9 protein-coding genes are annotated in these 12540 nt (G+C 32.4%); 5 read left to right on the top strand and 4 right to left on the bottom strand.

The features are described from left to right. Nucleotide 1 precedes the first annotated feature (1 nt). Genes RT037_RS06335 through RT037_RS06325 form a run of 3 tightly spaced genes read right to left on the bottom strand, consistent with a single transcriptional unit; the run spans nt 2 to nt 2411 of the window. Nucleotides 2–859 (bottom strand): hypothetical protein, encoded by an 858-nt coding sequence (locus RT037_RS06335; protein WP_313029035.1) that lies wholly within the window; start codon nt 857–859, stop codon nt 2–4. A 26-nt stretch (nt 860–885) separates the two neighbouring features. After that, complete coding sequence (locus RT037_RS06330; RefSeq protein WP_313029032.1) at nt 886–1122, bottom strand: hypothetical protein; 237 nt, start codon at nt 1120–1122, stop codon at nt 886–888. Then, nucleotides 1119–2411 carry an AraC family transcriptional regulator gene (locus RT037_RS06325; protein ID WP_313029030.1) on the bottom strand — a complete coding sequence of 431 codons (1293 nt, stop codon included), beginning with the start codon at nt 2409–2411 and terminating at the stop codon, nt 1119–1121. Before RT037_RS06325 ends, RT037_RS06330 begins: the two co-directional genes overlap by 4 nt. Nucleotides 2412–2978: 567 nt before the next feature. Here RT037_RS06325 and RT037_RS06320 point away from each other — a divergent pair. The 3 genes from RT037_RS06320 to RT037_RS06310 all read left to right on the top strand — a co-directional run bounded on the left by RT037_RS06320 (nt 2979) and on the right by RT037_RS06310 (nt 4234). Beyond that, nucleotides 2979–3104, top strand: coding sequence for a hypothetical protein (locus RT037_RS06320; protein ID WP_312324352.1), 126 nt, complete (start codon nt 2979–2981; stop codon nt 3102–3104). Then, nucleotides 3105–3272, top strand: coding sequence for a hypothetical protein (locus RT037_RS06315; RefSeq protein WP_312324351.1), 168 nt, complete (start codon nt 3105–3107; stop codon nt 3270–3272). A gap of 263 nt (nt 3273–3535) precedes the next feature. Further along, on the top strand, nt 3536–4234 hold the full coding sequence (locus tag RT037_RS06310; RefSeq protein ID WP_312324350.1) for a T9SS type A sorting domain-containing protein: 699 nt from the start codon (nt 3536–3538) through the stop codon (nt 4232–4234). 159 nt (nt 4235–4393) lie between these two features. Here RT037_RS06310 and RT037_RS06305 read toward each other — a convergent pair whose 3' ends face one another. Further along, nucleotides 4394–10282 carry an MG2 domain-containing protein gene (locus RT037_RS06305; RefSeq protein WP_313029027.1) on the bottom strand — a complete coding sequence of 1963 codons (5889 nt, stop codon included), beginning with the start codon at nt 10280–10282 and terminating at the stop codon, nt 4394–4396. 60 nt (nt 10283–10342) lie between these two features. Between RT037_RS06305 and RT037_RS06300 the strand changes: the two genes are divergently transcribed. Both RT037_RS06300 and recF read left to right on the top strand, forming a co-directional pair. Further along, nucleotides 10343–11110 carry a hypothetical protein gene (locus tag RT037_RS06300; RefSeq protein ID WP_313029026.1) on the top strand — a complete coding sequence of 256 codons (768 nt, stop codon included), beginning with the start codon at nt 10343–10345 and terminating at the stop codon, nt 11108–11110. 45 nt (nt 11111–11155) lie between these two features. Beyond that, nucleotides 11156–12232, top strand: coding sequence for a DNA replication/repair protein RecF (gene recF, locus RT037_RS06295; protein WP_313029023.1), 1077 nt, complete (start codon nt 11156–11158; stop codon nt 12230–12232). Nucleotides 12233–12540 lie beyond the last annotated feature (308 nt).

The raw sequence follows: 12540 nt of genomic DNA, 5'->3' as shown, positions 1-12540 counted from the left end.
TTTATGAATTTAAAATTACTTTAATTTTCTCTTGAAGAAGACGATTAGCTTGTCTTTTTTTCCAAATTAAAAACAAAAATAATATGACCAAAATTGCTCCAAAAATAATTATAAAACTATCCAGTTTCGTTTGACTTTGGCTTATCTCATCGATATTTTTTTTGTTTTCTTTTTGAATATTGTCAATACTCGTATTAATAGATTGCAGTTCGTTTTGCTCTCTAAGAAAGTGCGTTTGCAAGTATTTTTGATTGTAAATATTATAGTTATTAATATCGTTAAGAGCCAAATAATTTTCAGCAATCACTTTGTAGATCCCTTCATTCAAAAGTAAATCACTAATGTTGGCAGCCAAACTATCCGCTTTACTCAGCAACTGTAAGGCTTCTAGATGTTTTGCATTCTTCATGTATACATCCGAAAGTCCTTTGTAAGCAAATGCTTCGAGACTTCTGGCTTTTTCTTTCTGCGCAAAATTAATGGAATTAAGAAATGATTCTTCAGCCTTATTTTTGTCATTTAGATCCAAATAACAATATCCGATATTATAAAAAACGACACTTAGATTAGCATTAGACTGCAAAGCTGGTGCAATTTTTTCAAAATTTTTGACAGCAATTGTAAATTTAGAAAGCGCCAATTCTGGATTTAATTGACTTCTATAAATCATACCTCGCACCGCATAAGCCTTTCCTAAAACGGAAAATTTTATCCTAGAACTATCAGGCATCTTTTGACTATGTTGGTCAATCTCGTCAAGAAAACTAAGGCTTTTATTAAAAACCTCCATCTGTTGATACTGAATCGCAATCGATATCAAAATCTGAGCTTTGGTATCGGAGTTGGTAATCTCGCCCAACAAATCCTGAACTTTGGTGACGGAAATTAATGACTTATCAAAATCGCGTTTGCAATGTATGCTTTGGAAAGTGTTAAATAAAGTTCTGCCTTTTTTTTAACATCGGATTCATCTTTTAATAACGGATTCGAAATTTTAATAGTCTTTTCAGGATTTCTAAAAAGATTGTCTTTAGCTTTATTAAACAAGGCTTCGCGAGGATTAGATGCCAATGTCAAAATCCCAAAACTACAAAGCATAAAACATCTTAATAATTTTTTCATTTGTTGCTTTGATTAATCTGTTGGATATACGCATTGGGTGACATCCCTGTAATTGATTTAAAAACAGTCGTGAAGGCACTGTGCGACGAAAAGCCCGAAACCTCAGCCAAATAACTTACTTTATAATTAAGATATATCGCATTGGTTTTCAACATATAAGCTATATAATTAACTCGTAACTCATTAATATAATGATTGAAATTATTGCCTTTATATTTATTAATAATTTCTGAAAGATATTTGGTATTGGTTTCTAACTGTCCCGCCAGTACAGCTAACGACATTTCTTTATTTAAAAATCGATCGGACTTTTCTAGCTCGTCCAACTTTTGCAAAATCTCGTCTTCTTTCTCTTTAGAAATTAAAATGCTCTTCTTTGGTTGTTTAACTTCCGACTCATGTAGATTATGGTTATCATCAATTTGAGGTTCCGAAGTTGGCTTGGATAAATCCGCCTTTGCGTCAGATAATTTTTTAAAATACGATTTTTTATTTTTAAAAAAGTCCAATTGTTTCGCAAGCTCTTCTTTTCTTTTATATTCAAAAAAGTAATAAATCGCTAATTCCGCAACAGCAACAGCAAAACCAATTAGTAAAAATCTTGTTAAAAAACTAGCATCTTTACGACTTTGCTCCAGACTTTGTTGCTCCCGAAGTTCTGTCAATTTTAACAAATATCGGATGCCTTCTTTCTGACTGGCATCTATTTTTGCTTTGCTATCGACAAAAAGTTTTTCGTAAAACCTATACTTATCTTCGTTTTGCAGTGCGAGATAACTCTTTGCCATTTGGTCATAAATCCTAGATTTTAAAACCAAATAATCAACTCCTTCCACATTTGCTAAAGCTTTTTCTAACAAAGAAATCGCTTCCGAATAGTTTTTATCTAAAAAGCTAAGTCGCGCCAATCTTTCGTAAGTCAAACTGTATAAAAACACTTGCTCCGACTTGTTATCAACAACTTGCTTTGTTGCAAATAATACAGTTTTTGCCCTGTCAATTTGTTTGCGATTGAGATCAATACTTGCTTGTAAAAGGTCATTTTCTGTTTTAATAATAAAATTCTCAGTAGTCTGACTTTTAAGATAAGTGTCACTTTTTTGAAACGAACTGAGAGCTTCATCCGTTTTTTTATTCACCGAAAAATTAATGGCTTGTAGTTGATAGATCTTCGCAATCGTAATATTATAATTTTCATCCGATTTGTATAAAGATTGATCTTTCAACAATTCTGAAATTAATTTTGAAGATTGTGTATAGAGTTTTAAATTTTGATATTGTTCTGCCAAAGCATAATCTCTAATAAGTTTTGCAAAATCTTGATTACTCGGGTGCAGAATATTATTTTTTTTTATCCAAAGACATTCTCACAGATTGCACATAAGCGCCCTTCATCGCATAAGCTTGCGCCATTAGGTTTTGTAAAACCAAACGATGTGCCGGATTTTGCTCACTTATTATAAAGCTTTGTATAAAGTTAATGGCCTCATCTGGCTTCTGATAAATCTTTTACATGCTCTTATCCACCAATGAGGAAAAGTCATTATTCTTTTGTCCGTTTAACAACGAAAACATCAAAAACATTAAAAGAATTAGATTCTGGGGACGCAACATCTAACAAAAATAGCTTTTTAAGTGATTGCTGACTAATATTCTTAAAATATTTTTTTTCAAATTTTAGAATTTACAAATACATAAAACACTGATTTTAATTAAATTAAACATTTAACACTTTAAAATTTCATGAATCTTAAAACACATCTATTTTGAAAAAATGAATAAAGCCTTTAAAATTGTAAAACTTAATTTAAAGAAGAAAAAATATAATAAAGAGTTACAAGCGTTTGTTTCAAGTGATGTCAATTTCGTTATTCGGAACAATGTCTTATGGACAATTTTATATTACTGGCGAAGGACTGCAACCAATGGATGTTAGCATTAACGGAACAGTTGTAGGGAGCCAAGGTGGAAAAAACCAATAGATGTGGAGCCCAACTCAGTCAATCGTTAATGTGGGCGGACTAACGACTGGTAACCTAATCGAGAATGTCGTTGTCTGTGATAATGTTTCAAGAATCGCTGGTTATATGACCAATCCTCAAAATAACCTTAACGAAATGGCGAGCTATGACAAAAATAGTGCGAGTTAGACTTATCATCATGGTCTTGCTCAAAGTCAAGATGGTCTTAATAGCTCGAATTGGGGTGTATCTGCAGACGGATTTACACTTATAGGTTATGGCATCTTATCGAATACTGCTACCAGAGCTATCAAATAGACTGCTGAAAATGGTATCGAAAATCTAGGAAGTCTTTTCCCTGAAAAAAGTACAAGAGCTAAAGGCATAAGCGCTGATAAATCTGTTGTTGTTGGTTTTCAAGATTTAGCATCTGGTCAACGTGCAGCAACATATTGGAAAATGGGGCACAAACGGTTATCAATAACGCACAAGGAACACCTACTTTTGGTGAAGCCAATCGTGTGTCAGCAGACGGAAAAGTTATAGTTGGTATTGTTGGTACCTACCCTTTTGTATACACCGAAGAATCAGGTTACCAATCTATTACACACGAATTATCTAGCAATTTCAATCGAGGTGGCGCAGCTGACGTAACCGCTGACGGGAAAAAAGTTGTCGGGTTTTTCCGAAACTTCCCAGGAAGCCCCTACGGTGGTGATGGTTTCATCTGGTCGCAGACAAATGGTTTGTTTAACCTTAATACTTATGTATCAAGTTTTGGCATCGATTTAGGAAATTACACTTTAGCGTTACCTCTTGCCATTTCTGGCGACGGAACCAAAATTGTTAGTGTTGCAAGAACCCCAGATTTTAAAACTTATGGCTTTATGGTCGATCTTACCACTAATCTTTCTACTGGAAATACATCCGCAAAATCTGATATCAAAATCTACCCAAATCCCGTAAAAGATGTCTTAAACATCACTAATGCTAAAAACATTAAATCTGTTGAAGATATTAATATGACAGGACAGAAAGTTGCTTCTGTAACAACTAATCAAGTTAATGTATCCAACCTTCCAAAAGGAAATTACATTGTAAGAGTTACTGACGCGACTACAACAACGACACAAAAAATCGTAAAAGAATAGGTTAAATCATATTTTTTAAGTTTAGGTTATAAAAAAATGAGCGACGGATTAATCCGTCGCTCATTTGCTTTTTTTTAGCGTTTAGCGTTTAGCGTTTAGCGTTTAGCGTTTAGCGTTTAGCAAAATTAATTCATAATTCATAATTCATAAATCAAAAACCTATTCCTTAATTTCCATTTTAGAACCTGCTGTATGGCTGTTCATTTGAGGTGCGTAATAGTTTTGCAAAGTTGAAATCCCTGTTGAAAAAACACCAGAAGCATTTGCCACCAAATCATATTCAAAAACATATTTTCCTTTCGGCATATATTCGATATAGAAATTAGTTGACGCATCTTTTGTCGATTGATAATAGCCAAGATTATTTTTCCATTGATAACCAGAGATAACATCCAAAGGCTCCGTTCCCGCAGCGCGCATATCCTTCAACTGAACATATTCCATATTTCGGTCGGTGTTAAGAATCATTCTCACCGTAATTTTATCACCAACTTTTAATGGCGTATTTACAGTAATTGGTTTTAATTCTTCACCATTTTCAGTTTTAATTTTTCTGAAATATTCTTTTTTAATAGAGATATAACTTTCAGAAGATTTTATTTTATCCAAATCCTCATAATATTGCCAGAACAATCCTCCTTGTACAATTCCAGCACCCGTTTTTGTTACTGTTACTTTTCCTAAAAATTTATCAACATTAGAAGAAGTTTCGCTCATTTTGATATAACCAGTCGCTTTTTGTTGCGCTTGACTCATATCTTTATTTCCCCAAACAATTGTTGCTTTATCACTTTCTGGCGTTGTCCAAGATTTACCAGAGTTTAAAATCGTAAAAATAACCTCAGCTGTACTTCTCGAAGTTCCCCATGAGTTAACTTCTTTTTGAGTAATTAACCAAATTTTCAAATCTTCTATAAACTGAATATCATTTGGTTTCAAAGTATTAAAAGCTTCCAAAGCGCCTGCATGATTCACAACTTTTGAAGAATACCAACCCCAATCATTAAGATTTTGTTTCCAGTAGACACCTTGCGTTTTAGAATTTGTAGACGTTTCTTTAAGATAAGTCATCAATTTTGTAGACACATCTTTTAATCCATATTGGTCAAACAACATCGCCGCTCTATGCAATCCAAAGAATGTAAAATCATCAATCTTCGCCGTTTTTGCTTTTTTAATAACAAGAGTTTTCAAAGCTTTTGGATTAGCTGTCAATGGATAATCTTTCTCCCAATAATGTCTTGCATCCAGATATTCTAAAGAAGCATTGCTCCAAGGGTTTTCTTTGCGAACATCCCAATACTTATTAATATTACTATCAACAAACGCGATAAGCTTAGTAATCATTTGTTTTTGAGAATCCGACTGATAATCTTTAACATGATCTTTCAGCCATAGATTGATTTTTCCTAAATTTTTCAAAATATACAAAGACGAATAGTAAGAACTTGGATAGCCAGGATACCAACTAAATCCGCCATCTGGATTTTGCAATTGTAACAACGTTTTCCAATCTTCATTAAGGCTATTACGCATGGTGTTCGCGTCAAACAATCTTGCCAATTTCGTCATTTGTTCTTCTTCTGTTTTGCTTTCTAACATCCAAGGCGTTTCGTCAAGAAGGAGTTGTTTTAATTCTTGATTTTTTTCAAGGTTTGATGTTAAAAGTCCTTTTGATTGATATTCGTCAAAAATCGTTTTCATTCTTGGATTAGCACGGAAAACTTCAGAAGCGATAACATCAGCAAACCATTTGTTAAAGATAACATCTGCCGAATTTTTGGTCTCGTTTTTAAGACTTGGCAAAGCAAACATCACTTCCCAAATAGGATTGGTCGTCAGCTCCAAAGTATTTCTGACATTAGAAACTGTTGTTGAATTATTATTAATTAAATTCTCAATTTCAAAAGTTTTAGTTTCGCCTTCTTTTACAAAAATCGGTGTCGCATCTGTCACCAACATTCTGTTTGGAAGCACTGCAACAGCCTTTTGTTCGCCGTCGGAATATTCGCCAGCTTTCGCAACAACTTTTATGATAATCGAGGAAACATCTTTCGGTGTCGTCAAAGTCCAAGACAAAGCTGTACTCGAATTTTCTTTTAAACTAAAAGCTTGTTCTACATTATAACCAGCAACTTGCGTCAAATTGCTTAGTTTAAACTTCTCCGAAATATCTTCATTGGTAAATGCATCCAAAATCTGAAGTTTTGCATAAACAGTCAAAGCTTTTGATACCAAACTGTTGATTTTTGTTTGGAATGTCAACACATCACCTTCTCGTAAGAATCGAGGATAATTTGGCGTCACCGAAAAGTCTTTTTGCGTTACCACCGTTTTTTCCAAATAAGCAGATTTTGCATCTTTAGTATGCGCGAGCAACATCAATTTCCATTTAGTCAAAGCTTCAGGCGTTATAAATTCGAAACTTACGTTGCCTTTGTCAGCGGTTACTAAATTTGGATAGAAAAATGCTGTTTCGTTAAGATTCTCACGTACTTTGATGTTTTCAAGTTCTTTGTTTTCAATACTCCCACTTGCATTAGGATTAAACTCCATTTTCGTCGCTACGCTATCTACAACTGAATAACTATCTGACTCTTTTATAGAAGCTACACCACGAATCATTATTTTGTTTGCTACTGGAGCAGGAGATGCTATTTCAATCCCTGCAGCTCTTCCTTCTAGCGATAAAGAGTGACTTACAAAATGTGGTTGCATCCAATTAAATTGCGGCTCACGAACGTTTTTAGTATTTGAATATTTAAGTCGTTTATTATAATACAATTGCTTCAAAACAGTACTAATTTGATAATCATTGATGATATCACTTCTATAAAATATATTATTAAATGAATATCTGTTAGCTACAAATTTATCCAAAGACATGTCGTACATATTCGCCAAAACCTCAGCCATCACTTTTTCGTTTTCTGCGCCTGACACTTTCAACGTCCATTTTTCCTTAGAATTTGGTTGTAACTTATCACGGAAAGTTGTGGTTTCAATTTTTAAGGCATTATCTTTTCCTTTTATCGGAACATACAAAGTTTCAGTTTGAACATCATTAAAACCTGCTAAAACAACTTGCACATTTAGAACTTCCGATTTTTCAAAAATTTTAATTGGATAATTTAGGAAACCATTTTTCAAATCTTTTCTTTCAAAAACAGTATTCCCATCACCATTTTGAATATAAATATTAGCAATTGCATCTGGAACCGCCGAATAAATCATCAGATTAGCCGTTTCTCCAACTTTATATTCTTTCTTGTCAAAACTTGTGTTAAGGAAAGTTTTTTGTTTTGCATCCAAACTCGATTTACTCCAAACTTGAAAATCCTGACTAGTTTTGATACTGTCTTTGCCTTCGATATTATAAAAGTCTAATCGGTAGTAACCAGCATTTAATTTACCAATGTTAAAGACCGAATCTTGCGCGGTTTTGTCAAACAAAACTCGTTCTGCATTCCAATTTTTCGGAAGATCATTTTTATCAAATCGATCATTCGGGAAAAGATTTATAAATTCTGATTTTGATAGTTTCGGCAAATCCTGAATTTGATCTTTAAACTGACTTCTGAAAACGCGTTGCGGCTCTTCCAACTTCGTCAATTTTGCATGATAAGTTTTTTTAAGATTTTGATGGTTATAGTTTTTCGTTTCAACATTCAACTTAACATCATCATCCGAAAATTGGTCTTTAAGCGGCGTTACATCAATATAATGAGAAACGGAAGACACTGTTAAGCTCGTATCTGCAGATTGCGTTTCACCGGCAATATCCGTTGCACTTGCATTAATGTTGTATTGATCAACTTGGACACCTTCTAGTTTTTCGTCCTTTTTTAAATCTAAAACAATTGTGAATTCGCCCTTGTCATTGGTTTTAGTTTCTCCCAAAATCGAATTTTCATTGTCATAAATTCTTGGATACCAAGAAAAATATCGCCAACGGATATTTTGTTTTTTAATCGCATACTGAATATTAGAATTAGACAACGGAACGCCTGAAAACATCGTCGCTTTTCCTTTTAATTCAATCTTTTGACCATATTTATATTCATCTTTTATGGGTTCAAAATTCAATTCGAAAGTTGGACGTTTGTATTCTTCGACCAAGAAATCTTTTTGTTCAGAAATAACTAACTTTTCATCATCAATTACTAAACTGAAATTTCCGTTAAGTTTTGACTTTGGAAGCGTAAAACTTCCGTTGTATGAACCAAATTCGTTAGTTGTAAAAGTTTGCTTTGCGATTTCTTCGCCATTCGCATCTTCCAAAACAATTTCTTGCGAAAGCTTTGCTACAACAGATTCTTTATTAGCCTCTAGCTTTGTATTTATGACTTTGAAATAAACGATTTGTCCTGGGCGATAGATTTGTCTGTCAAGGAAAATCTGTGCTCGATAATCTTTTCTAGTTTTATTTTCTTCGCGATAATCATTATTAGAACCATAAGTTTGTCTCAACTCAACGTCACCAGTTTTGGTATCTTGTAAAAGATGATAACGATAGTAAAATTTCTTTGTGGTAATCGGCAATTGAAAGCTCGAATCTTTGTTAATCGTCACCACATTGTTAGATATAGATTTTGCATTCGGAAGATATTCGAAAACCTTTAAACTTGGATTTTTTATTAAACTTCCGTTATCAGAATTAATCCACAACAACTCCGAATTATCTTGATTTTTATTGGAAATATTTTTATAAATCGACTTTGCGGCAGACACTAAAAAATAATTGCCATAATAATTAATTGGATTGTCGCCATCGACCAAATATTCCAGCATATAGATTCCTGCAGGAAGCGCTTTAACCTCAAATGATGTTTTATGGGTTTGAAAATCTTCTTTTGTTGGAACTTCAAAATTTTCAGTTTTCACTAATGTTTTTTTAACACTTGAAAACTTCGAATTATATGGATCAGAAACAAAACTTAAAAATCCTAAAATATCGTCTTTAACTTGATAAATTTTCAACTGAATGTTTTTCACATTTTTAGCTTCAACAACGACCTGAAATGGTTTGTTAGCTAAACTTGTCGGCTCAAGATAAAGATTAGCATTAGGTTGAATAATGCTGTTTTCTAGATTTTGAATATTTCCTAAAAATCCAGATTTTGGGTATTTTGATTTTGCATTTTTAATAATTTCTAAAGCTTCTTTTTGCTTTTTATTTGTTATTAAATCCGAGGCAAGATTTGACGCAATCAGCACTTTGTAATCGCCTTCTGTCGCATCATTATACAAGACTTGCCATTGCTTTTTTAAGCTTTTATCATTAGGATTTCTTTGGATTTGATAAGCTAATTTTTCAGACTTAAAATACAATTTTGCATTCCCAGAATTTGTCGTTATTAAATCATCATAAACTTGAAGAATTGTTGGTTGATTCGCGTCTAATTCATTCTTAGTAAACAAGTTAGAATCATTTAAAAATCGAACATATTGCGTCGACGCCCAATCTAACATCGTCGGAAAATATTCTTCATCATAAGCGCCATTAAAAATACTTTTATAGGAACTTAAATTAATCGATTTAAGTTCTTCTTTTTTGTCAAAAACCAGTTGATATTTTTTTAATAAATAGTTTTTGAAACCGAGATTAGTCCAAGTCTCAATCTGAGAAACATCTTGATTGTCAACATTGGTACGACTTCTAATTTTCCATTGTACAGAATCGTAATAATCCTTGATAAATTCGGCTTTCAAAACCTCCAAAACCAAATCTTCCTTACCAGAAAAAGAATTTTTTGTTTCTTCAATTTTTTTAAAAAAACGACTGGCATTATCATTTTCGGTATCGTCAAAAATGGTTTTAACAATGCTAAAATCACCTTTCAGGGCTTTAATTAACTCTGGTAGATTTTTATCTTTCATGGCTTGTTTTTGAATATTTTGAAAAATCGTTTGGTTGGACTTAAAGTTTCCTTTCTTCGCCTGTTCTTTAATGATTTTCCATTGTTGCTCGTAGTAATTCTGTCCAAAAACTGGAGCCGAAAAACTAGTCAATAACAACAATCCTAAAGTAGGAATGAGTTTTTTCATAAACTTTTATTTATCAAAATCACATTACAAAAGCTACAATTTTGTTTACTTTGTAATATAATGTCAGTTTTAAAATTAGCAAAAATATATATTGTAGACAGCCAAATTTATGTTTCCTTAATGGGAACAATGTTGGCTGCTTTTTTCTTTTTGGAACAAAATACATTCCGTTTTCCCAAGCTGTACCTCATTTTTCTAACATTTTTCAGTGGTTATCTTTATACAAAATACCAAGGGCAAGGTCGAATATTTAAAAAAATATTAATATTCAATTTTTTTACTGGTATTATTTGCGTTCTCCTGATCATCAGAAATCATAACGAAATTGTCTTATTAAAATGGTTATTAATAGTTGTTCTGGGACTTTTGTACAACAGTAATTTTCTTGCGAACACCATTCGTAACATACCATTTGTCAAAATTTTCTATGTTGGACTAGTTTGGGCCTTATCCTTTGGATTCTTAGGATTGCCAGAAGTTAATTGGCCAATTATCGGATTTAGCTTTTTTTTCATCTCCGCACTTGTTTTGCCTTTTGATATTCGCGATATGAAATACGATACAGTCGTCACTTTCCCGAAATTAATTGGTATCAAAAACACAAAATTACTCGCCTATTTTTTGATTATTCTAGCAAATATCATAAGTATTTTATTTTTCAGAATAGATAGCATTATTGCATTATTGTTAACATCTTTTGTAAGTTGTATTTTGATATTCTTCGCATCTGAAAACAAAACTGATGCTTACTTTTCTTTTTGGATCGAAAGTTGTTCCGCACTTCCACTCATTATTTACTTGGCGATTAAATATTACCTCCTTTTTTAAGAATCCGATTTGACTTATCTTTGTAGGACTAAATCAATTTCTATTTTGAGAATTAATAAACTCAGTCTTCGTAATTTTAAAAATCACGATTATCTACAGCTAGATCTTTCTGCGCAAATCAATTGTTTTGTCGGAAATAATGGCGTGGGAAAAACGAATATTCTAGACGCTTTGTATTATCTTTCTGTTGGTAAAAGCTTCCTCGGAAACTCCGATTTTAACAATGTTAAAAACGATTGCGATTTCTTTAGCATCGAAGCGGAAGTTCAAAATGAGAAGAAAGAAGATATTCTCAAAATAATTCTTAGTAAGGAAAGTAAGAAAGTGATTAAAAAAAATGACAAATCTTATGACCGACTCGCAGATCATGTTGGTTATTTGCCATCCGTTATTATTTCGCCTTATGATCAAAATTTAATTTCGGATTCTGGAGAAAGCCGCAGAAAATTTTTAGATGCGATGATTTCTCAAACTGATAGCGATTATCTTTTTGCTTTAATACAATATCAAAAGACCTTACAACAACGAAATGCGCTTCTAAAAAGCTTCGCAAAAAATAGATATTTCGACAAAGATAGCCTCGAGATTTATAATGAGCCTTTGATAAAACATGGCGAAAAAATATTTGCAAAACGTAAAAACTTTGTTGAACTTCTTAATCCAGTTATGCAAAACTTTTATCAAAGTATTTCTGGCGGAAAAGAAGAAGTTTTTATAACTTATCAATCGGACTTAGAACAAGATTTTTCTGATTTGCTTACTCAATCTTTAGATAAGGATCGGGTGCTAACTTACACTTCCAAAGGCATACATAAAGATGACTTGCTTTTTGAAATGATGCATTATCCCATTAAAAAAGTAGGATCGCAAGGACAACAAAAGACTTTTTTGGTTGCGTTAAAACTTGCACAAATGATTCGTATCAAAGAATTGACTGATAAAACACCCATCCTTTTATTGGACGACATCTTTGATAAACTAGATGATAAACGTGTAACACAGTTAATTGATCTTGTTAATCAAGAAAATTTTGGACAAATCTTTATTACAGATACACATAAAGAACGTACAGAAAGTATTTTGAAAGACATAAAAGAACCAATCAACATCTACGAAATCTAAAAATAAAAAATGCCAGATATATTCTGGCATTTCGCATATAATAGAATGGTTATTAATCACATTTAGACATTCACGATAATTGAAAAAAGCTTAGTAGTAGTCTTTGTCTAAATATTTCTATCAAAATTTCAAAAAATGTTCAAAAAATGCAAAATTTAGGGGTGGACATTGGGGTGGACAAATTATTTTACAAATAAGCAATACTGATTATCAACTATTTACAAATTGAAAATAAAATAAAAAAAAATGCTATTTTTTAAATATATTTGTCAACATGGTAAAAATCTACTGCTTTTTTGCTTGCTTCC

The organism is Soonwooa sp. (assembly GCF_032062245.1).
In the GTDB taxonomy this organism is placed as follows: domain Bacteria; phylum Bacteroidota; class Bacteroidia; order Flavobacteriales; family Weeksellaceae; genus Soonwooa.
The sequence above is the reverse complement of the archived record's forward strand: the minus strand, read 5'-3'. Positions and strand labels throughout refer to the sequence as shown.